Genomic DNA, 20,453 nt, shown 5'->3' with positions numbered 1-20,453 from the left:
GGGGGAAATAGCACCCGATGCGGGCCCGGCACCCGGTGCACAAATAAGTGATGCGCCTGAGATAGACGCTGTGAAAAGGACAGGGCAGAATGAGCGGGCTTGTTCCCACTCTACGTAAGGAAATGTATGACCCAACAGAATGAGCAGCAGAGAAACCGCATGTTGAGCCTGCTGCGTGAAGGCGAGCGCCGCATGTTGGTGCAACTGGCCGGTCTGCTGCGCACCAGCGTCGATGAAATCAACGCCGAGCTGGAGAAAGAGGAGTTGCTGTCGGCGCTGGAACAACCCATCACGGTGGAGTACCTCAACGGCGTGGTGCAGCACCATCTGTTCGAGCGTCTGCACAAGGGTGACCTGGTCGCGGCCCAGCGCATGCTGAACCAGTACCAGAGCGATCTCGAGGCCATGCTGAACCAGGAAGCGGCCCAGACCGAGGCCCCCACCGAAGAGGCGAAGGCCCAGGCCTGAGCACGGGTCTCCCCGTCAGCCCTCTCAGCACCATCATGCCTGCCGCATGATGGTGCCTCGTTTATCCCCGTACTCTGTTAACCCGTGACCCGCTGTGCCGACTGGCCCGGGATGGGAAACACCTTGTCATAGCTCCAGTTGTAGACGAAGGCATAGACCAGGTAGAACAGCACGAAGCCCAGATCCAGCACCAGCGCCTCCAGCAGGCTGATGTCGAGCCACCAGGACATCACCGGCAGGGCAACCAGCAGCAGCCCCCCCTCGAAGCCGAAGGTATGCAGGACTCGTTGCCACAGCGACTTGTGGGTGTGGCCCTGATAGCGGAGCAACAGCTTGTCCACCCCGATGTTGTAGACATAGTTCCAGACGGTGGCGACCACCGAGAAGAACAGGGCAAGCGGACCCATGTGATTGAGGCCGACGCCGGTGACCCAGCTTGCCAGGGGGGCGGCGATCAACAGGCCAATCAGTTCAAAACCAACGGCATGGCGCAGGCGGTCGCGAGTGTTACGCATATTCATCTCCCTCTAAGCAATGTGTCTAACGACATGATGGGGGCTAATCTATCCATAAAAACGCATAGGTGCTCGTTAGTATGTATCGTTAAAATAGATACATTGATGAGGGAGACTGAGACATGAACCTTTCACTGGAACAACTCAAGGCGCTGCTGGCGGCGGCGGAGACGGGATCTTTCTCGGCCGCCGCCCGCCGGCTGGGCAAGGCCCAATCCGTGGTGAGCACGGCCATCGCCAACCTGGAGATCGATCTCGGCCTCGAGTTGTTCGATCGTTCGGGCCGCTACCCGGTGCTGACGGCGGCGGGGGAGCGACTCAGGGTGGAGGCCCAGTCGGTGCTGGCCAGTAGCGATCAGTTGCAGGCGGTGGCCCGTGAGCTGCACGGCGGGGTGGAGCCCCGCCTCACCCTGGCCATCGATGACGGTTCCCAGCTGCCCTGGATCGGTGAGGTGCTTGAGCGCTTCGCCTGCGAGTTCCCCATGCTGGAGCTGGAGCTGCTCTTCCCCATGCTCGAGGATCTCACCCTGCTGCTGCAGGAGGGGCGGGCGCACCTCGGCATCAGCTACGAGCGGTTGCAGCAAGATCCGGCGCTGGCCTTTCACTCCCTTGGCCGGCTGAATCTCCCCATCATCGCCGCCCCGACCCATCCCCTGGCGAGCAAGGGCCCCATCGGACTCGCCGAGCTGAAGACCGCCCGCCAGCTGATGGTGACCGGGCGCCGGGGCGGCGTGGAGCGGGAGCGGTTTCGCTTCTCCCCCAATGTCTGGTGGGTGGAGGGGGACGGTGCCGTGCTGGAGTTGATCAAGCGGGGACTGGGCTGGGGCTCGGTGCCGGAGTACCTGCTGCAGGGGCCGCTGACCCGGGGCGAGGTGGTGAAACTGCCCGTCGCGTTTCTGGATCAGGAGTGGAGCATGGGGATAGAGCTGCTGTGGCAGCGGGCGCAGCCGCTTGGCGCCGCGGGTCGCTGGCTGAAGGAGGCGCTGATCCAGCATGCCCGGCGTGAGCAGGTGGGGCGCGCCTCCTGAGTGTCTGTTGTGGCCGGGCCGCGAACTCAGTCGATCAGCGGGTAGGGCATGGCTTGCAGGCTGAGGCTGGAGGCTTCTTCCTGCTTGAGGCGGAACTGGGCGTCGGCCTCGGTGTCTTTTGGCAGCACGGCGGTGAGCCACAGCTGACCATCCTGCTGCCAGGCGTTCAGCACCATGCCGCTGCGCCGCCAGTTGTCACCGAGCCGGATCTCCAGCGCGTCGCCACTGGCTACGGGGCCGGTGGCGGTGCCCGCCAGCACGAACAGGGCCCGGTTGTTGGCGCCGCGATACTTGGCGCGCGCCACTATCTCCTGCCCCATGTAGCAGCCCTTGGTGAAGCTGATGCCGTCCAGCGCCTGCAGGTTCAGCATCTGGGGAATGTATTCCCCCTGGTGCACGGCTTCCAGGTGCGGGATGCCGGCCTTGATGTCCAGTCCCCACCAGAGTGACTCCTGCCCGGCGGGCAGGCCGAGGCTCAGCGGCGGCTCGCTGACCAGCAGCCAGCGATCGGTTTCGATCCGCACCGCCATGCCGCCCGGGATCAGGGCCGTCGTTTCAATGGCGAACTGCGCCGCCATCCAGGCATCTGTTCCCTGGCCGGCCACACCGACCGCCTGACCCGGATAGGCGGCGATCTCGACCTTGGCGAACACCGCGAACTTCTTGAGCTCGGGCAGCTGGCGCGCCAGCACCGAGGACTTGGTCAGCAGCAGCAGATGCTCTTCGAGGCAGAGCAGACGGAAATCGCTCCACAGCTTGCCCTTGGCATCGCAGTGGCCGCCGAGGGTGCTCTGACCCGGTTGCAGCGCATTGACATCGCAGGTGACCTGGCCTTGCAGATATTTGACACGATCGATGCCGCTCAGGCTGGTGATGGCGAGGTCAGTCAGGGGGAAGAGGGTTGGCTCGGCAGGAAAAACAGGCGTTAGCAGGCTCACGATGGTATTCCAGAGACAGAAAGTATGTGACCTGCATGGTAAAGACGTAAGGAATGTTTGTCAGCCGGAAAATCCAGCTGCTACCATCCCCGGGTCTTTGTAAGGAGAGTGCTATGTTGAGTCCAATTGAAAAGTCCCGCCTGAAATGGGCCTGCCGCCGCGGCATGCTCGAACTGGATGTGATCTTTATGCCTTTTCTCGAACACGAGTTCGATGCCCTCGGCGAGGATGATCAACAGACCTTCATCCGCCTGCTGGAGAGCGATGACCCGGATCTGTTCAAGTGGTGCATGGGCCACGGTGTGCCGGAAGATCCTGCCTTCGCCGCCATGATCCCCCTGATCCTGGAGCGCAACCAGGCCCGTCACGACCGCCAAAGCTGATCCCCCGCGCCTGACATGCGGCCCAGCCCGTCACCACAGCCAGTCCCCTGATGCGGGTCGTGATGCCCGTCATCGTCTCCCGACGGCAGCGCCTGCTGCTGCTCATGCTATTTCTGTTGTTGCTGTGGCCCACCGCCAGCCTGATCCGGGGCTGGCAGTGGGGGCTGTTTCTGCCTTGCTGGCTGACGGGTCTCTGGCTCGCCTGGCGTCGGGTCATGCTCATCCGTGGTGAGCTGATCTGGGATGGTGAATGGCTGGAGTGGCAAGGGCGGCGTTACCGGCTGGGGGCCCGCTGCCGCATCCTGCCCGGCGTGCTCTGGTTGCGGCTGCGAGAGGGCGAGTTGCCCGAGCTATCACTCTGGCTCTGCTCGGATGCGCTGGCGCCGGCGCATTACCGGGCGCTGGCCCGCGCCATTCATCTCAATCCCCCTCGTTAACCGCATTTTCCAATGACCCATCAATAGATGACCCCGCCGGAGCGGGGTCATTTGGTGACAACTGGCGGAGGGGTTATTCCCGATCCGGTGTAAGTACCGTGGGCTTGGGGTCCGGCTGCATCTCCGGGTAGTCCAGGTTGTAGTGCAGGCCGCGGGACTCCTTGCGCTGCAGGGCGCAGTTGACGATGAGCTCGGCCACCTGCAACAGGTTGCGCAGCTCCAGCAGGTTGTTGGAGACCCGGAAGTTGGCGTAGTACTCCTGCACCTCCTGCTTGAGCAGGTCGATGCGGCGCTTGGCGCGGGCGAGGCGCTTGTTGGTCCGCACTATCCCCACGTAGTCCCACATCATCAGGCGCAGCTCGTGCCAGTTGTGCTGGATCACCACCTGTTCGTCCGAGTCATCCACCTGGCTCTCGTCCCAGGCCGGCAGCTTGGGCGGCTCCACGCTCATGGGCAGCTTGGCCAGGATGTCGGCCCCCGCCTGATGGGCATAGACCACGCATTCGAGCAGGGAGTTGGAGGCCATGCGGTTGGCGCCGTGCAGGCCGGTGTAGGTCACCTCGCCGATGGCGTAGAGGCCGGGAATATCGGTCTGGCCACTGCCATCTATCATCACGCCACCGCAGGTGTAGTGCGCCGCCGGAACTATGGGCATGGCCTCCTTGGTGATGTCGATCCCCACCGCGAGGCAGCGCTCGTGGATGGTCGGGAAGTGCTTGATGATAAAATCGGCCGGCTTGTGGCTGATGTCCAGGTACATGCAGTCGGCACCGAGCCGCTTCATCTCGTGGTCGATGGCGCGGGCGACTATGTCCCGCGGCGCCAGCTCGGCGCGCTCGTCAAAGTCCAGCATGAAGCGGCTGCCATCGGGCCGGCGCAGATAGGCACCTTCGCCACGCAACGCCTCGGTCAGCAGAAAGTTGGGGTCGTCCGGATGGAATAGGCTGGTGGGGTGGAACTGGTTGAACTCCAGATTCGCTACCCGGCAGCCGGCCCGCCAGGCCATGGCGATGCCATCCCCTGAGCTGACATCCGGGTTGGAGGTGTACTGATACACCTTGGAGGCCCCGCCGGTGGCCAGCGCCACGAAGCGAGCGCGGATCACCTCGACCTGCTCTACGTTGCGGTTCCAGACATAGGCGCCGAGCACCTTGTTGCCCGGCAGATTGAGCTTGCGGGTGGTGATGAGATCGACCGCGTTGAAGCGCTCCATCAGCCGGATGTTGGGGTGGGCACGTACCTGATCGATCAGGGTGAGCTGCACCGCTTTGCCGGTGGCATCGGCCGCGTGGAAGATGCGGCGATGGCTATGGCCCCCTTCCCGGGTCAGGTGATAGTGGGATTCCCCCTCGGCATCCTCCTCCTGATCGAAGGGGACCCCCTGCTGGATCAGCCACTGGATGGAGTCGCGGGCGTTGCGGGCGGTGAACTCCACCACGGCGGGGTCACATAACCCGGCCCCGGCGTTGAGCGTGTCGCTCACGTGGGATTCGATGCTGTCGGTCTCGTCGAACACGGCAGCGATGCCTCCTTGCGCATAGAAAGTGGCCCCCTCACTGATGGGCCCCTTGCTCAGAACCAGGACTTTGGCCTGATCTGCCAATCGCAACGCGAGAGACAGACCGGCGGCACCGCTGCCAATGATCAGTACGTCGCAAAGGTATTCAACACTTGCTTTCATAAGTATCATTGGCCTGGATAAAGAACTGGCCCCATGGTAGCCCAAGGGGGGTTGTGATGCAGCTCGCATCACATTTTTTTCAATGCAAGCGAACTTTCTCTGATTCCTCCTGTCTGAACTTGTGCGCTTAGAAAGGGCCGGAAAAGAAAAACGATAACCTGATGGGGGTTTTACGGCTCTGATGAGCGACCAGAATCTACTGGACGAACAGCTGGTTGAACGGGTCCAGCGTGGCGATAAAAATGCATTCAACCTGTTGGTAAAAAAATACCAGCATAAGGTGGTCAACCTGGTGGCCAGGTATGTCAACAATCCGGGCGATGTGCCGGATGTGGCGCAGGAGGCCTTTATCAAGGCTTACCGTGCGTTACCGACATTCCGTGGCGAGAGCGCGTTTTACACCTGGTTGTACCGGATCGCCGTCAACACGGCCAAAAATTACCTGACCTCACAGGGGCGCAGACCGCCCAGCAGTGACGTCGAAGCAGACGAGGCTGAATATTATGGTGGTGGTGAAGCCTTGCAAGAGGTGGCCACCCCGGAAAACCTGGCGCTGACCGATGAGATCAAGCGTACCGTGTTTGCCGCCATAGAAGCCTTGCCTGAAGACTTGAGAACAGCGATCACCCTTCGTGAACTGGAAGGGCTGAGCTACGAAGAGATTGCGGAGATCATGGATTGTCCAGTGGGTACGGTGAGATCCCGTATCTTCCGGGCGAGGGAAGCAATCGACAAAAAGCTGCAACCTCTGATCGAGAATTAAACTGGGGAAAGACAGGCAAACTTATGGCAAATCAAGAGCAACTCTCAGCCCTGATGGATGGTGACCTGAGCGATGTCGAGGTACTGAATGAGCTGGGAACGGATCCGGCACTGCAGGATACCTGGGCTCGATACCATCTGATCGGTGATGCCATGCGGGGGGACCTGCCGGTCAATCTGCAACTGGATCTCAGCGACAGCATCATGCTGGCGCTGGAAGACGAACCGACCATACTGGCCCCCAAGCCGGTACAGCCAGCCGCGCCACAGGTGCACAGGGCCAAGGTGTTGCCCTTGCTGCGTCGTGTCAGCCAGCAGGTGGGGCAGTATGCCATCGCCGCATCGGTTGCCGCTGCCGTCATCTTCGGGGTTCAGCAATACCAGGGTCAGGACGGTATGCCGGCCAACCCGGTGCTCAACACCATACCCGTCGGTGGCAGTGCGACGCCGGTGAGCGTGCACTATCCGCAAGATGGGAACCGCGCCACGACTCGTCAACAAGGGTTGAACGAGCAACAGATGCAAGAGCAGCGTGAGCGGATCAATGCCTTCCTGCGTGATCATCAATTGCAACAACGTCTGCTACAAGACAAGCAGATCCAGGAATAACGCATTTTTAGGGATCAGATCGTGCGCCAGTCCAGCCGTATCTTGCTGGCCTCTCTCCTGCTAATTTGTGCCAAGGCCTCGGCCGACGAACTGTCGGCCGAGGCCTTGTTGCAGCAGATGCAGAGTGCCGTCTCTCAACAGAATTTCGAATTATCCATGGTCAAGGCCCGTCAGGGGCGCCTCGAACCCATCCGCTTCAGTCATGGGGTGATCGACGGCAAAGAGGTGGCCCATCTGAGCTACCTCGATGGCAAGACGGTGGAGTACCTGCAACGCCAGAATGAATACACCTTCTTCGAAAACACCCACGAACCCTACACGCTCAAGGGCGCGCGCTTCCCTGGTGTGTGGTCGACCCTGGTGAAGATGCCGCTGCCCCGGGTGCTGGAAAGCTATGATCCCGTGCTGGCTGGTCGCAGCCGGGTGGCCGGTCTGGTGGCGCAGGTCGTCAGATTGGTGCCGAAAGAGACGGACAAATACGGTTTCGTGCTCTGGATAGATGAACAGAGCCACCTGCTGCTGCGGGTGGACATGGTGGATCGGGAAGGCAGCCTGGTGGAGCAGGTGCTGGGGGTCGATCTGGACCGCCAGCCGGCGCCGGCGCCCTGGCTGGTGACCCTGGTCAACAGCAAGCTGCCCGAGGCGCTGGAGCTGGAAGATGCCTATCCTGCCCCCCAGCAGACCCTGAACTGGCATCTGACCTGGCTGCCGGCCGGCTTCAAGGTATTGTCCCAGGACCGCCACCAGCTGGTCAGCACCAGCCTGCCGGTGGACTACATGATGTTGTCGGATGGACTGGTGGATCTCTCTGTCTATGTGGCCAGGGTCGATCCCAAGCAGGCGGTGCGCCAGCAGCTGATCCGGCAGGGAGCCACCTCCCTGGTGAGCTATGTCAACGAGGTCGGGGTGGAGATCACCGTGGTCGGGGAAGTCCCGGCCGAGACGGCCAAGCGCATCGCCGAGTCGGTACAGCCGCTGGCGCGCAACGAGGCAGTGCAATGAGACTGAGCCATTCCACTTGCCCGGGCGGGGCGGCCGTGTTCAGATTGGATAAATCTGTTGCTGCTAGTCTGGAGCCCTCTGGTGAGTGAAATGAGTGAAGAGCTGGCGACCGTGGTGGCCATCGATGGCCAACATGCCTGGGTGGAGTGCGAACGGCGCTCCGCCTGCAGCGGTTGCCATCAGCAGTCCAACTGCGGCACCGGCACCGTCGCCAAGGCCTTTCCTCTGAAGTCGCAGCGACTGCGGGTGGCGCTGACCGCCGAAGTCATGGTCGGTCAGCAGATCCGGCTCGGCATCCCGCAGGCAAGCATCCTGCGGGGAGCCGCCCTGGTCTATGTGCTGCCGCTGTTCTGTCTGTTGCTGGGGGCCCTGCTCGGCCAGCTCTGGCTGGCACCGCTGCTGTCGGCGGGGGAGGGGGTGACCATTCTCAGCTGCCTGCTGGGCGGCACCCTAGGTTTTTCACTGGTTCGTTACTTTTCTGCTCGGCTCGAGCAAGGGGAATACGGTCCTCGCATGCTCGGCGTGGTACTCAATACCCGTCACCTCTCCTGAGTGGCAAGATCCTGTTTCGGGCCTCTTTGTGCCCGAAATGGTGCCTAACGCCTGCCAGACAAGGCGCTATTTCTGGTGCCCGTCGACTAAAGATTGGCCGTCGACCGGGTTATCCAGTAAAATCCTGCCCTCATATCCGACCCTAACTTAATTTTGAGTGATTCTTGCTCGATGAAACACATTCGTAACTTTTCGATTATTGCGCACATCGACCACGGTAAATCGACCCTGTCGGACCGTCTGATCCAGACTTGTGGCGGCCTGTCCTCCCGCGAGATGCAGGCTCAGGTGCTTGACTCCATGGATCTGGAGCGCGAGCGCGGCATTACCATCAAAGCACAGAGTGTGACCCTGAACTACCAGGCACAAGACGGTAACACCTATCAGCTGAACTTTATCGACACCCCGGGCCACGTGGATTTCTCCTACGAGGTTTCCCGCTCCCTGGCGGCCTGTGAAGGGGCTTTGCTGGTGGTGGATGCCGGTCAGGGGGTTGAGGCACAGACTCTGGCCAACTGCTACACCGCCATGGAGATGGAGCTGGAAGTGGTGCCGATCCTGAACAAGATCGATCTGCCGGCCGCCGAGCCCGAGCGGGTCGCGGAAGAGATCGAAGACATCGTCGGCATCGACGCCATCGATGCGGTGCGCTGCTCCGCCAAGACCGGTCTGGGGGTCGATCTGGTATTGGAAGAGATCGTCGCCCGCATCCCGCCCCCGGAAGGGGATCCGGATGCCCCGCTGCAGGCGCTGATCATCGACTCCTGGTTCGACTCCTACCTTGGCGTCGTCTCCCTGGTGCGGATCAAGAACGGTTCGCTCAAGAAGAACGACAAGATCAAGGTAATGAGCACCGGTCAGGTGTGGGGCGTGGATCGTATCGGTATCTTCACCCCCAAGCAGGTGGATACCCAGGGTCTGGGCTGTGGCGAGGTAGGTTGGGTCGTCTGCGGCATCAAGGACATCCACGGCGCGCCTGTGGGCGATACCCTGACGCAAGCCAAGAACGGTGCCGACAAGGCGCTGGCGGGCTTCAAGAAGGTCAAGCCGCAGGTCTATGCGGGCCTGTTCCCCATCTCCAGCGATGACTACGAGTCATTCCGTGATGCGCTGGACAAGCTCTCCCTGAACGACGCCTCCCTGTTCTTCGAGCCGGAAAGCTCCACCGCGCTCGGCTTCGGCTTCCGTTGTGGCTTCCTCGGCATGCTGCACATGGAGATCATCCAGGAGCGCCTGGAGCGGGAATACGATCTGGATCTGATCACCACGGCGCCGACCGTGGTGTATGAGATCGAGCTGAACAATGGCGAGACCATCCACATCGACAGCCCGTCTGCGATGCCCCCGGTCAACAACATCAAAGAGATGCGTGAGCCCATCGCCGAGTGCAACATCCTGCTGCCGCAGGAGTACATGGGCAACGTCATCACCCTCTGTATCGAGAAGCGTGGCGTGCAGACCAACATGGTCTATCACGGCAAGCAGGTGGCCCTGACCTACGAGATCCCGATGGCGGAAGTGGTGCTCGATTTCTTCGATCGCCTCAAGTCCACCAGCCGCGGCTACGCCTCGCTGGATTACGGCTTCAAGCGCTTCGAGACCTCCGAGATGGTGCGCCTCGACATCATGATCAACGGTGAGCGCGTCGATGCCCTGGCCATCATCACCCACAAGGAGAACGCCCAGTATCGCGGTCGCCAAGTGGTGGAGAAGATGCGTGAGCTGATCCCGCGCCAGATGTTCGACATCGCGATTCAGGCGTCCATCGGCAACCAGATCATCGCCCGCAGCACCGTCAAGGCCCTGCGCAAGGACGTGACCGCCAAGTGCTACGGCGGTGACGTGAGCCGGAAGAAGAAGCTGCTGAACAAGCAGAAAGAAGGCAAGAAGCGGATGAAGTCCCTGGGCCGTGTCGACGTGCCGCAAGAGGCCTTCCTCGCGATCCTCCACGTAGGCAAGGACTAATCGATGGCTAGCACCTTTTCCCTGATCCTGGCGATTGTCACCGTACTGACCGGCATCATCTGGACCGTCGACAAGCTGGTCTGGTCCAAGCAACGGGCGGCCAAGATTGCGGCAGCCCGTGCCAATGCCGGCCCGAACATCGATGAGAAGACGCTGGCCAAGGTGGCCCCCATGCCGGTCTGGATCGAACAGACCGGCGGGGTCTTCCCGGTCATTGCGCTGGTGCTGATCCTGCGTTCCTTCATCTTCGAACCGTTCCAGATCCCGTCTGGCTCCATGATGCCCACCCTGCTGGTGGGCGACTTCATCCTGGTGGAGAAGTTCGCCTACGGCCTGCGTGATCCCGTGACCAACACCAAGTTCCTGGAGACAGGCGCCCCCGAGCGTGGCGATGTGGTGGTGTTCAAGTATCCGCTGGATACCCGGGTGGACTACATCAAGCGTGTGGTCGGCATGCCGGGGGATCGGGTCATCTATCGCAACAAGGAGCTGATGATCAGACCCAAGTGCGAGGAGCAGGAAGGGAAAACGTGCCCGGGCTTCAAGAAGCTCGACGTCAAGTTTGAACAAAGGGGCGAATTTAGCCAGATGGGGATCCCGCTGGATCGGTACACCGAGCAGCTGGGCAGCGTCTCTCACGAGACCCTGCGCAACCCCCTGATGCCCGATCTGGTCGACCGTTATTACCGCCAGCCGGGGACCTACCCCGATGAGTGGGTGGTGCCGGAAGGCCAGTATTTCGTGATGGGCGACAACCGCGACAACAGTACCGACAGCCGATTCTGGGGCTTCGTGCCCGAGCAGAACCTGGTGGGCAAGGCGGTCGCCATCTGGATCAGTTTCGAATTCGAGCGCGAGGAAGGTTCCAGTTTGCCAAGCTGGGTACCGACTGGTGTGCGCTTCAACCGCATTGGCGGAATCAAGTAAATGAATATCAAGATGAACAGACTGCAGTCCCGTCTCGGGCATGTCTTTCAAGATCAAGACCGATTGACCCGGGCGCTGACTCACCGCAGCGCCGGTTCCCGTCACAACGAGCGACTGGAATTCCTGGGTGACTCCATCCTGAGTCTGGTGATTGCCGACGACCTGTTCCACCGCTTCCCGCAAGCGGCGGAAGGGGACCTCAGCCGGATGCGCGCCACCCTGGTGCGGGAGAAGACCCTGGCCGAGCTCGGCCGGGAGTTCGATCTCGGGGATCACCTGATCCTGGGGCCGGGTGAGCTCAAGAGCGGCGGTTTTCGCCGCGAGTCGATCCTGGCCGACACGGTCGAGGCGGTGATCGGCGCAGTCTATCTGGATACCAATCTGGAGACGGTGCGGACCCTGCTGCTGAGCTGGTATGCCAGCCGCCTGGACGAGATCAAGCCAGGCATTGAGCAGAAGGATCCCAAGACCCGGCTGCAGGAAATTTTGCAGGGAAGCCGTAAATCCCTGCCGACCTACACAGTGACCAACGTCAAGGGCGAAGCCCACAACCAGGAGTTCACCGTCCAGTGTGACGTGGATGGCCTGGATGGTCCGCTGGTCGGGGTCGGCACCAGCCGTCGCAAGGCCGAACAGGCCGCGGCGCAGCAAGCATTGGAAAGACTGTCATGACAGATACAGATACCACCTATTGCGGCTTTGTCGCCATCGTAGGCCGCCCCAACGTGGGCAAGTCCACCCTGCTCAACAAGCTGCTCGGCCAGAAGGTCAGCATCACCTCGAAGAAGCCCCAGACTACCCGTCACCGGATCTTGGGGATCGACACCGAGGACAACTATCAAACCATCTTTGTGGATACCCCGGGTCTGCACATCGAGGAGAAGCGGGCCATCAACCGATTGATGAACCGCGCCGCCACCAGTTCGCTGGGGGACGTGGCCATGGTGGTATTCATGGTCGACGGTACCCACTGGACCAAGGATGACGAGATGGTGCTCGGCAAGCTGCGCCATCTGCCCTGTCCCGTGGTGTTGGCGGTCAACAAGGTAGACAACGTCAAGGACAAGGAAGACCTGCTGCCGCACCTGGAGTGGCTGGGTCAACAGATGAAGTTCTCCCACATCCTGCCCATCAGCGCCGAGAAGGGCACCAACGTGGAGAAGATCCGCGAGTGGGCCAAGGATCTGCTGCCGGAAAACAACCACTTCTTCCCGGAAGATTACGTGACCGACCGCTCGTCCCGCTTCATGGCCTCCGAGATCATCCGTGAGAAGCTGATGCGCTTCACCGGTGAGGAGCTGCCTTACTCGGTGACGGTGGAGATCGAACGCTTCAAGGTGGAGGAGAACGGTCTCTACCATATCCACGGCTTGATCCTGGTTGAACGTGAAGGCCAGAAGAAGATGGTCATCGGCAACAAGGGCGAGAAGATCAAGACCATAGGCACAGAGGCGCGCCTCGACATGGAGCGGCTGTTCCAGAACAAGGTGCACCTGGAGCTGTGGGTCAAGGTCAAATCGGGCTGGGCCGATGACGAGCGCGCCCTGCGCAGTCTCGGCTATGGCGATGACTAAGTGGCGCTGAGCGATTGCTGAGTCCGGCTTTCGTCATCCACAGTCGGCCCTATCGGGAGACCAGCCAGCTGGTCGAGGTATTCACCCAGGATAGTGGCCGCTTTACCCTGGTGGCTCGCGGTTCTCGCGGGCCACGCTCCCCTCTGAAGGGGCTGCTGCAACCCTTCACCCTGCTCACCCTGAGTTGGCGTGGCAAGGGCGATCTCAAGAACCTCGCCCAAGTCGAATGCCCGGATCACTCCCTGCGTCTCGGCGGCGACCGCCTGTTTTACGGCCTCTATCTCAACGAGCTGGTCTACTACCTGCTGGAAGCCCATACCCCCTTCCCCGAGGTGTTCGATGCCTATGCCCGTGCCCTGATGGCGTTGGCGGATGGCGAGACCCCCGAGCTGCCCCTGCGTCGCTTCGAGTTCCTGCTGCTGCAGGCACTCGGCTACGCGGTGGATTTCGAATATGCCGCCGACGATGAGTCCGCGATCCGACCCGAGCTGCTGTACGGCTTCGAGCGCGAGCTCGGCTTTGTCGCTTGCGAGCGGGCGCCGGATCCCCGTACCCTGTTCCTCGGCGCTCACCTGTTGGCCTTCGCCGAGGGGCGTTTCGACAGTCCCCCCTTGCTGCAGGCGGCCAAGCGTTTCAGCCGGCTGGCACTGCAGCCCTATCTCGGCAAACGCCAGTTAAAGAGCCGGGAACTGTTCCTGAAACGCAGGAGCGGCCAACAAGGCTGATCATGGATATCAGAGGGCGGTGGCCCACCGCCAGCCACACAGTTAACAGATGACCTGTATCAAGGAGTAAGCAATGAGCGAGATCTACCTGGGTGTGAACATCGACCACATCGCCACCCTGCGTAATGCCCGCGGCACCCAGTACCCGGATCCGGTACAGGCCGCCTTCGTGGCCGAACAGGCCGGTGCCGATGGCATCACGGTTCACCTGCGGGAAGATCGCCGCCATATCACCGACCGTGACGTGGAGGTCCTGCGTCAGACCATCCAGACCAGGATGAACCTGGAGATGGCGGTGACCGAGGAGATGATCGGCATCGCCTGCCGTATCCAACCCCAGTTCGTCTGCCTGGTGCCGGAGAAGCGTACCGAGGTGACCACCGAAGGGGGCCTGGACGTGGCGGGCCAGCTCGACAAGATCACCGATGCGGTGACCCGCCTCGCCGCCGTCGGTGCCCAGGTATCGCTGTTTATCGATGCGGATCCGCTGCAGATCGATGCGGCCGCCGCCAGCGGTGCCCCCTTCATCGAGATCCACACCGGCCGTTACGCCGATGCCACCACGGATGCCGAGCGCAATGCCGAATTCAAGCGCATCGCCGCCGGCGCCTCCTATGCCGCCGGCAAGGGGCTCAAGGTCAATGCCGGCCACGGTCTGCACTACCACAACGTCAAGGCCATCGCCGCCATCCCCGAGCTCTATGAGCTCAACATCGGCCACGCCATCATCGGCCGTGCCGCCTTCGATGGCCTGGCCAAGGCGGTCAGCGACATGCGCCTGCTGATGCAGGAAGCCCGCCAGGGGATCTGATCGTCATTGATGATGGATGGATGAGATAGCAAGAGGGACGCCGCGGCGTCCCTCTTTCGTTGTCAGGAGATGTGTTCAACTCAGCCTGGCTCGGGAAAATAGCGCACCAGCAGGGCGCTGAGGGATGTCTGCTGGCACCCGGCATTCGGCTCATCGCCGATGAGGGCAGGACGAGAGTGGGGCTGCGCCGGAGATGTGCACAGTTCAGCGAGACTCGGGGAAGTAACGCTCCAATAAGGCGCTGAGAATGGCCTGGCTCTCGGCATCCGGCTCACCGTTGACGAGGGCCGGGCGAAAGTGGAGCTGGAAGGCGCTCAGCACGGTGCGGCTCTGCTCATCCCAGTCGCCACTCGGGGCTATGCCGTAGCCGTAGCGGGCGAGTTGTTGCTGCCAGGCGAGGGCATCCCAGGCGGGGGCCGGCTGCCGGCGCAACTGCTCGACCCTGGTTTCGTCCGGCCAGGCGCCGACGCCGTATTGCAGGGCGAGTTCGCGCCAGGGGAAGAGCGGACCGGGATCCTGCTTGCGCTCGGGGGCGACATCGCTGTGACCCAGCACCTGGGTCTGCGGTATCTGGTAACGGCGGATGAGTTCCTGCGCCAAGGCGCCGACGGCGGCGATCTGGGCCTGGGTATAGGGCTGCCAGTGGCGCAGCTGGACGGGAAGCAGTTCCTGCCCGGTCTCGTAGCCCAGGTTGACGATCTCGATGCCGAGCGAGCTGGCATTGAGCCCGGCATATTGATGCCAGCGGCTGCGACCCGCATGCCAGGCGCGCTGGCTGTCGGACACCAGCTGGTAGACGGGCGGCGGCGTCTGGTCTGTGTCGCGGGGGATCAGGTAGTGGGCGCTCACCTTGTACTGCGGCTCGGTCAGCAGGCGCAGGGAGTGGGCGTCGTCTTCATCTGTGTAGTGCAGGATCAGGAAGGCGATGCGCTCATTCTGGTTGGCGCTGGCATAGCGGGAGTCGAGCCGATAGGAGGAGGGCTGGCAGGCGCTCAAGCCAAGGAGCAGGCAGCATGACAGCAGGCATGGCCACCCGCTGCGGGAGAAGAGCGATGGCCAGCGCCGCCCACCGGCCACCTCGGGGTGGGCTGACGGGGGGCGAACACGCTGGCCCATGGCTCAGGCGCGGTACTTGGTGGTCAGGCCGATGAGGAAGTTGCGCAGGATCTGATCCCCGCAATCCTGATAGTGCTTGTGATCCTTGGAGCGGAACAGGGCACTCAGCTCGGACTTGGACAGGTTGAAGTCGGCCAGCTTCAGGGTGCCAAGCATGTCCTCTTCCTTGTAGTCGAGGCCGATGCGCAGCTTGCGCAGGATCAGGTTGTTGTTGATCCGGTTCGGGATCACCTGGGCCGGCGCCCCTTCCCGCACGCCACGGCGCGTGATGATGAAGCCGTCGAGGAACTGGCTAAGGGCCGCATCGGGACAGGCGACAAAGCCCGGGTCCTGCTCTTCCCCTTCCTCGGCGCCTTTCAGCAACCAGCTGTGCAGCTGGGCGTGATCGACGGTCAGGTTGCCCTTGGCAAACATGTCGACCATCTGGTCATTGCTGATGGTGAGGGCGTAGCGCAGACGGCGCAGAATATCGTTGTTCGTCATGTTGACTCCTGTAGAAACGGCGCAACTTTACCATTTACCGGACTCTTCGTCAGAAAAAGCGGGTCAGCCCGCCTCGCTCGGGTGGCGATGAGCCCCTTGCCGCTACCCGATGATGCTGATTTTGCATCAAAAGCCTTCAGGCCAGGTAGCGGGGCGCCTCCTGACGCACCTGCTCCAGCGCATCTTGCAGCTCCAGCAACTCGGGTTCGAGCTCGCCGACCGGCACCCCGTCGCGCAGCTGCTGCTCGAGCTGGGAGAGCAGGCGCTGCAGGCCGGGCACCCCGGAGTAGGCGCAGCCGCCGTTGAGACGGTGCAGCTGTGCCAGCACCTCGGCATCGTCCGCCTGGCCGGACAGCGCCGCCTCCAGCAGCGGCTCCACCTCATCGAAGCTGGCCAGCAACATGGTCAGCATCTCTTGGGCTAGCTCCGTCTTGCCGGCGGCCTGGCGCACCGCCAACGGCCAGTCTATCTGCTGATCGCCGTGATTCTGGTGGCGGCGATGGGCGAAGTCGGTGATGAGCTGGGCCAGCATGCCCTCGTCGATGGGCTTGGCCAGATAGTCGTCCATGCCCTGGCGGATCAACCGCTCCCGCTCGCCGGGGATGGCGTGGGCGGTGACCGCGACTATGGGGGTCTCGGTGTTGAGGGAGTGACGGCGGATCGCCTGGGTGGCGCTGATGCCATCCATGATCGGCATCTGGATGTCCATGAAGATGATGTCGAACGGCTGGCTCTGGGCCAGGTTGACCGCCTCCTTGCCGTTCTTGCAGACCACCACCTGACTCACCATCTCCTTGAGCATGGCGGCGATGAGCTTGAGGTTGGCGGCATTGTCGTCCACCGCCAATACCTTGACCGCCTGCACCCGGCGGGGGGAGGCGGCGGGCAGCGGGGTGCGCTTGGTCGCCTCGGGGGAGAGCAGGGCATGCAGCAGCTTGCGATGGTTGATGGGCTTGGAGAGGCAGTGCTCGGCGCCGTGGGCCAGCATGGCCTCATAGAGGGCGGGCTCGTGGCTGCTGAGCAGCACTATGGTGTTCTGCTGCCCGCTCAAGCCATCGAGGCGGGTGATCACCTGCTGTGGCGTGTGCAGGGTGCTGCTGCCGATGATCACCATGTCCTGGCTGCTCATCTCTGGCCACTCGGCATCTATGCTCAGCGCCTGCACATCCAGCTGCCATTCGGCCAGCAGGGCGAGCAGGGAGGCGTGGGCGAAGGGGTCCGGCTCCAGCAACCAGAGCCGCTTGCCCTGGATGCGATCCAGCGGCAGCCGCTCGCTCTGGGGCAGGGGGGAGATGTCCAGATCCAGGCTGAAGGAGAAGACGGAGCCCTTGCCGAGCTCGGATTCGAACCGGATCTGGCCCCCCATCTGCTGCACCAGCTTCTGGGTGATGACCAGGCCGAGGCCGGTGCCGCCATAACGGCGCGAGATCGAGGAGTCGGCCTGGTTGAAGGCCTGGAACAGCTGACGCTGTTGCTCCTCCGAGATGCCGATGCCGGTATCACGGATCAGCACGTTGAGCCGCACCTTGTTGCCACTGGCGCTGCCGCTCTGCTGGATGTGCACGTCCACGTTGCCGCGCTCGGTGAACTTGATGGCGTTGCCGGTGAGGTTGGTCAGCACCTGCTGCAGCCGCATGGGATCGCCGGTGAGGTAGTCCGGCACCTCGGCATCCACCTGTAGCGACAGCTCGAGCTGCTTGTCGTGGGCGCTCGGACCGAGCAGGTGCATGGTCTCGTTGAGGGTGTCGCGCAGGCTGAACGGGATGTGCTCCAGCTGCAGCTTGCCCGCCTCCAGCTTGGAGAAGTCGAGTATGTCGTTGATGATGCCGAGCAGGTTGCGCGCCGACTTCTCTATGGTCTGCATGTAGTCGGTCTGGCTCGGGGTCAGCGCCGTCTTGAGCAGCTGGCGGGTGAAGCCGATGACGCCGTTGAGCGGGGTACGCAACTCGTGGGACATGTTGGCAAGGAACTCCGACTTGACCCTGGCCGCCTCCTGCGCCCGCTTCTTCGCCATGTCGAGCTCGACGTTCTGGATCTCGATCTGCTCCAGCGTCTCCCGCAGATCCGAGGTGGCCTGATCGATGTTCTGCTGCATCTCTTCATGGTATTCGGAGAGCGCCTTGGCCATGGCGTTGATGCCGTTCTTCAGCATGTCCAGCTCGCCGGTGAGCTGGCCGCTGACCCGGGTATCGAGCCGCCCCTCCCTGATCCTGTGCACCGCCTGCACCATATCGGTGATGGGCTGGGTCACGCTCTTGACCAGCCGGAAGCCAAACAGGGTGCTGACGGCGAGGCCGATGAGCACCATGACCACCGCGAAGAAGGCATCGCGATACTGCAGGACTATGGCCCTGTCCGTGGCGAGCTGCATGGAGATGTAGCCGATCACCGGCGGCTCTAGGTCGCTTGGCAAGGGGAAGCCGTCCAGACTGGTCTCGGCCTGGATGGGGGTGCGCAGTATGATGTCGTCACCGTTGAAGGAGACGCTGGTCAGCTCAGGGATGGCAGTGCCATCGGGCAGGCGCAGCTGGCCGAAGTCACGATGGTAGTTGGAGGTGACGAACAGCTGGTTGTCCTGGGTGAAGACGGCGATGGACTTGATGAAGGGCGAGTTCTTGCGGTGAGTCAGCCCGATCAGGCGCTTGAGGGACTCGCGGCTGTGCTGGGTCATGCCGTATTCGCTGGCGATGGCCAGGGGCTCGATGATGTTGATGCCCTGGTCGATCAGGTTGTTTTCCAGCTGGTGATAGCGGTGGAAGGTGAAGTAACCGGCAATCAGGCCGCCGATGATCAGGGTTGGCAATATGGTAAATGCCAGCACTCTGGCTCTGAGGCCGTATCTAGTCATAAGAACAAACCGCCGACGATGAGGGTTGGCAAGATAAAAATGTTGCTGCCACCAGGGTTCTGAGGCCGTCTCTGGTCATAAGCACAAGTCGCCGACCAGGGTCAGAATGGGCAAGGGGGTCGATGCCACAGCGAGAGCCCTCAGGCCGTATTTGGTCATACTATTATTCTTGTGGGACAATGGCCTGCAGCAGATTCCACAATCATGACATAGCCACCTATAGGCACCAAGTTTTATGGCCCAGTTTTTCAAGCCCCAAAAGAAATCCACCCAGCCCCAACGTATTGAATTTACGATAGACAGTCTGGATCACCACTGTGTCGGGATCGGCCGTCATCAGGGCAAGGCGATCTTCGTCGAGGGGGCGCTGCCCGGTGAGCGGGTCAAGGCTCGCATCATCGATGACAAGAAGCAGTATGCGCACGCCGCCCTGCAACAGCTGGTGACCCCCGCCGACAATCGCATCGCCCCCTTCTGCGCCCATTATCGCGAGTGTGGCGGCTGCAACGCCCAGCACCTGAGCGAGGCGGATCAGCAGGCGGCCAAGGCGGCCGGGCTGGTCAGCCTGTTCGAGCGGCTGGGGCAGATCAAGGCGCCGGCCCTCGAACCCGTGCTGACCGGGGAGGCTCGCGCCTATCGCCGGGTCTGCCGTCTGGCCATCAAGTTTGACAAGAATGGCCGCTGCACCCGGGTCGGTTTTCGTCGCCGCCAGTCCAACGATCTGGTGGAGATCACCAGCTGCCCTGTCCTGACCGCCTCGCTGTCGGCGCTCATCAGCCCGCTGCGGGAATGCCTCAATCGCCTCAAGAGCCAGCGCGAGCTGGGACATGCGGAACTGATCCAGGCCGAGCAGGGGATACTGCTGCTGTTGCGCCATACCGGTCGTCCCAACGAGGCGGATCGGGCGCTGCTGGCCGAGTTTGCCGAGGCCCAGGGGATAGATCTCTATCTGCAGGCGGCCGACGAGCGCATCGAGCCGCTGCGCCAGCAATTCCAGCCCGCTTACTCATTAGATGGCCTGTCTCTTGCATTCGCCCCCGGGGATTTCATTCAGGTCAATGGCCCCATCAACCAGAGCATGGTGGCCCAGGCGCTGGCATGGCTCGGGGCGACCAGGGCGGACAAGGTGCTGGATCTGTTCTGCGGCATCGGCAACTTCACCCTGCCGCTGGCCCGTCAGGCCCGCGAGGTGGTCGGGGTCGAAGGGGATCTGGCCATGGTGACCCGGGCCGAGGAGAACGCCCGTCGCAATGGCATCGACAACGCCCGCTTCTACAAGGCGGACCTGAGCGGTGACATCGTCGGCATGTCCTGGGCGCGGGAAGGTTTCGATCTGGTGCTGCTGGATCCGGCCCGGCCCGGTGCGCTGGAGGTGATGAGCCATGTGGTGGCACTTTCGCCCAAACGCGTGGTCTATGTTTCCTGTAACCCTGTCACCCTGGCGCGGGACAGCCAGGTGCTGGTGAAGGGGGGTTATCGACTGGCCCGCCTGGGGATGCTGGACATGTTCCCCCACACCGGCCACCTGGAGTCCATGGCACTGTTTGAGCGGGATTGATTAAGGTAATCCGGCGCTGGGTTCGGGGGGAAGAGATGTTGCGCCATGTCGGCCTTCTGACGCCCATGGCG

21 protein-coding genes are annotated in these 20,453 nt (G+C 62.2%); 15 read left to right on the top strand and 6 right to left on the bottom strand.

Translation table 11 applies throughout. The features are described from left to right. The first annotated feature begins 126 nt into the window (after positions 1-126). The gene (locus AACW18_RS14465; RefSeq protein WP_042653065.1) at positions 127-468 is read left to right on the top strand and encodes a hypothetical protein; all 342 of its coding nucleotides are present in this window, start codon (positions 127-129) and stop codon (positions 466-468) included. Between the two features lie 77 nt (positions 469-545). On the opposite strand, the gene AACW18_RS14460 is transcribed toward AACW18_RS14465, so the two are convergent. Continuing rightward, positions 546-983 (bottom strand): PACE efflux transporter, encoded by a 438-nt coding sequence (locus AACW18_RS14460; protein WP_042653064.1) that lies wholly within the window; start codon positions 981-983, stop codon positions 546-548. Between the two features lie 122 nt (positions 984-1,105). Here AACW18_RS14460 and AACW18_RS14455 point away from each other — a divergent pair, with 122 nt between their 5' ends. Next, positions 1,106-2,011, top strand: coding sequence for a LysR family transcriptional regulator (locus AACW18_RS14455; RefSeq protein WP_218291631.1), 906 nt, complete (start codon positions 1,106-1,108; stop codon positions 2,009-2,011). 26 nt (positions 2,012-2,037) lie between these two features. Here the strand turns inward: AACW18_RS14455 and ygfZ are convergent, their stop codons facing one another. Next, positions 2,038-2,949, bottom strand: a complete 912-nt coding sequence (gene ygfZ, locus AACW18_RS14450) for a tRNA-modifying protein YgfZ (protein ID WP_218389054.1) — start codon at positions 2,947-2,949, stop codon at positions 2,038-2,040. 113 nt (positions 2,950-3,062) lie between these two features. On the opposite strand from ygfZ, the gene AACW18_RS14445 reads away from it, so the two are divergent. Beyond that, on the top strand, positions 3,063-3,332 hold the full coding sequence (locus AACW18_RS14445) for an FAD assembly factor SdhE (RefSeq protein ID WP_042653061.1): 270 nt from the start codon (positions 3,063-3,065) through the stop codon (positions 3,330-3,332). A 62-nt stretch (positions 3,333-3,394) separates the two neighbouring features. Continuing rightward, on the top strand, positions 3,395-3,769 hold the full coding sequence (locus AACW18_RS14440; RefSeq protein ID WP_218291697.1) for a protein YgfX: 375 nt from the start codon (positions 3,395-3,397) through the stop codon (positions 3,767-3,769). Positions 3,770-3,842: 73 nt separating this feature from the next. Here the strand turns inward: AACW18_RS14440 and nadB are convergent, their stop codons facing one another. Further along, entirely contained in the window at positions 3,843-5,450 is a 1,608-nt protein-coding gene (nadB, locus tag AACW18_RS14435) for an L-aspartate oxidase (RefSeq protein ID WP_042653059.1), read from the bottom strand. Between the two features lie 181 nt (positions 5,451-5,631). Here nadB and rpoE point away from each other — a divergent pair, with 181 nt between their 5' ends. From rpoE to pdxJ, 10 genes are all read left to right on the top strand, one after another. Further along, positions 5,632-6,213, top strand: coding sequence for an RNA polymerase sigma factor RpoE (gene rpoE / locus AACW18_RS14430; RefSeq protein WP_042653058.1), 582 nt, complete (start codon positions 5,632-5,634; stop codon positions 6,211-6,213). A gap of 23 nt (positions 6,214-6,236) precedes the next feature. After that, a complete protein-coding gene (locus AACW18_RS14425; protein WP_042653057.1) occupies positions 6,237-6,821 on the top strand; it encodes an RseA family anti-sigma factor in 585 nt (194 codons plus the stop codon). Positions 6,822-6,842: 21 nt separating this feature from the next. After that, a complete protein-coding gene (locus AACW18_RS14420) occupies positions 6,843-7,823 on the top strand; it encodes a MucB/RseB C-terminal domain-containing protein (protein ID WP_218389053.1) in 981 nt (326 codons plus the stop codon). 90 nt (positions 7,824-7,913) lie between these two features. Further along, positions 7,914-8,375 (top strand): SoxR reducing system RseC family protein, encoded by a 462-nt coding sequence (locus AACW18_RS14415; protein ID WP_218291698.1) that lies wholly within the window; start codon positions 7,914-7,916, stop codon positions 8,373-8,375. Positions 8,376-8,546: 171 nt separating this feature from the next. Then, positions 8,547-10,340: a translation elongation factor 4 gene (gene lepA / locus AACW18_RS14410; RefSeq protein WP_042653054.1), complete on the top strand. Its 1,794-nt coding sequence runs from the start codon at positions 8,547-8,549 to the stop codon at positions 10,338-10,340. A gap of 3 nt (positions 10,341-10,343) precedes the next feature. Next, entirely contained in the window at positions 10,344-11,267 is a 924-nt protein-coding gene (gene lepB / locus AACW18_RS14405; RefSeq protein ID WP_042653053.1) for a signal peptidase I, read from the top strand. Beyond that, positions 11,268-11,939 (top strand): ribonuclease III, encoded by a 672-nt coding sequence (gene rnc, locus AACW18_RS14400; protein WP_042653052.1) that lies wholly within the window; start codon positions 11,268-11,270, stop codon positions 11,937-11,939. After that, positions 11,936-12,841, top strand: a complete 906-nt coding sequence (era, locus tag AACW18_RS14395) for a GTPase Era (protein ID WP_042653051.1) — start codon at positions 11,936-11,938, stop codon at positions 12,839-12,841. The genes rnc and era overlap by 4 nt, the downstream gene beginning before the upstream one ends. 14 nt (positions 12,842-12,855) lie before the next feature. After that, a complete protein-coding gene (gene recO / locus AACW18_RS14390) occupies positions 12,856-13,566 on the top strand; it encodes a DNA repair protein RecO (protein ID WP_218389052.1) in 711 nt (236 codons plus the stop codon). A 73-nt stretch (positions 13,567-13,639) separates the two neighbouring features. Next, positions 13,640-14,377 (top strand): pyridoxine 5'-phosphate synthase, encoded by a 738-nt coding sequence (gene pdxJ / locus AACW18_RS14385; RefSeq protein WP_218389051.1) that lies wholly within the window; start codon positions 13,640-13,642, stop codon positions 14,375-14,377. A 204-nt stretch (positions 14,378-14,581) separates the two neighbouring features. Here the strand turns inward: pdxJ and AACW18_RS14380 are convergent, their stop codons facing one another. The 3 genes from AACW18_RS14380 to barA all read right to left on the bottom strand — a co-directional run bounded on the left by AACW18_RS14380 (position 14,582) and on the right by barA (position 18,824). Further along, positions 14,582-15,493, bottom strand: a complete 912-nt coding sequence (locus AACW18_RS14380; RefSeq protein WP_218389050.1) for an N-acetylmuramoyl-L-alanine amidase — start codon at positions 15,491-15,493, stop codon at positions 14,582-14,584. 3 nt (positions 15,494-15,496) lie between these two features. Beyond that, complete coding sequence (locus tag AACW18_RS14375) at positions 15,497-15,976, bottom strand: YehS family protein (RefSeq protein ID WP_218291635.1); 480 nt, start codon at positions 15,974-15,976, stop codon at positions 15,497-15,499. A gap of 136 nt (positions 15,977-16,112) precedes the next feature. Next, positions 16,113-18,824, bottom strand: coding sequence for a two-component sensor histidine kinase BarA (gene barA, locus AACW18_RS14370; protein WP_218389049.1), 2,712 nt, complete (start codon positions 18,822-18,824; stop codon positions 16,113-16,115). A 235-nt stretch (positions 18,825-19,059) separates the two neighbouring features. Here barA and rlmD point away from each other — a divergent pair, with 235 nt between their 5' ends. Beyond that, positions 19,060-20,382 carry a 23S rRNA (uracil(1939)-C(5))-methyltransferase RlmD gene (rlmD, locus tag AACW18_RS14365; RefSeq protein WP_218389048.1) on the top strand — a complete coding sequence of 441 codons (1,323 nt, stop codon included), beginning with the start codon at positions 19,060-19,062 and terminating at the stop codon, positions 20,380-20,382. The last annotated feature ends 71 nt before the right edge of the window (positions 20,383-20,453 follow it).

The organism is Aeromonas sp. sia0103, assembly GCF_963895295.1.
Taxonomy (GTDB): domain Bacteria; phylum Pseudomonadota; class Gammaproteobacteria; order Enterobacterales; family Aeromonadaceae; genus Aeromonas; species Aeromonas encheleia.
This window is presented reverse-complemented; position numbering and strand designations above follow the sequence as displayed.

Excerpts from the sequence above, each read along its gene's own strand:
- AACW18_RS14465 (WP_042653065.1), top strand. The coding sequence starts at position 127 with ATGACCCAACAGAATGAGCAGCAGAGAAACCGCATGTTGAGCCTGCTG.
- AACW18_RS14460 (WP_042653064.1), bottom strand. The coding sequence starts at position 983 with ATGCGTAACACTCGCGACCGCCTGCGCCATGCCGTTGGTTTTGAACTG.
- AACW18_RS14455 (WP_218291631.1), top strand. The coding sequence starts at position 1,106 with ATGAACCTTTCACTGGAACAACTCAAGGCGCTGCTGGCGGCGGCGGAG.
- AACW18_RS14445 (WP_042653061.1), top strand. The coding sequence starts at position 3,063 with ATGTTGAGTCCAATTGAAAAGTCCCGCCTGAAATGGGCCTGCCGCCGC.
- AACW18_RS14440 (WP_218291697.1), top strand. The coding sequence starts at position 3,395 with ATGCCCGTCATCGTCTCCCGACGGCAGCGCCTGCTGCTGCTCATGCTA.
- nadB (WP_042653059.1), bottom strand. The coding sequence starts at position 5,450 with ATGAAAGCAAGTGTTGAATACCTTTGCGACGTACTGATCATTGGCAGC.
- rpoE (WP_042653058.1), top strand. The coding sequence starts at position 5,632 with ATGAGCGACCAGAATCTACTGGACGAACAGCTGGTTGAACGGGTCCAG.
- AACW18_RS14425 (WP_042653057.1), top strand. The coding sequence starts at position 6,237 with ATGGCAAATCAAGAGCAACTCTCAGCCCTGATGGATGGTGACCTGAGC.
- AACW18_RS14415 (WP_218291698.1), top strand. The coding sequence starts at position 7,914 with ATGAGTGAAGAGCTGGCGACCGTGGTGGCCATCGATGGCCAACATGCC.
- lepA (WP_042653054.1), top strand. The coding sequence starts at position 8,547 with ATGAAACACATTCGTAACTTTTCGATTATTGCGCACATCGACCACGGT.
- lepB (WP_042653053.1), top strand. The coding sequence starts at position 10,344 with ATGGCTAGCACCTTTTCCCTGATCCTGGCGATTGTCACCGTACTGACC.
- rnc (WP_042653052.1), top strand. The coding sequence starts at position 11,268 with ATGAATATCAAGATGAACAGACTGCAGTCCCGTCTCGGGCATGTCTTT.
- era (WP_042653051.1), top strand. The coding sequence starts at position 11,936 with ATGACAGATACAGATACCACCTATTGCGGCTTTGTCGCCATCGTAGGC.
- pdxJ (WP_218389051.1), top strand. The coding sequence starts at position 13,640 with ATGAGCGAGATCTACCTGGGTGTGAACATCGACCACATCGCCACCCTG.
- AACW18_RS14380 (WP_218389050.1), bottom strand. The coding sequence starts at position 15,493 with ATGGGCCAGCGTGTTCGCCCCCCGTCAGCCCACCCCGAGGTGGCCGGT.
- AACW18_RS14375 (WP_218291635.1), bottom strand. The coding sequence starts at position 15,976 with ATGACGAACAACGATATTCTGCGCCGTCTGCGCTACGCCCTCACCATC.
- barA (WP_218389049.1), bottom strand. The coding sequence starts at position 18,824 with ATGACTAGATACGGCCTCAGAGCCAGAGTGCTGGCATTTACCATATTG.
- rlmD (WP_218389048.1), top strand. The coding sequence starts at position 19,060 with ATGGCCCAGTTTTTCAAGCCCCAAAAGAAATCCACCCAGCCCCAACGT.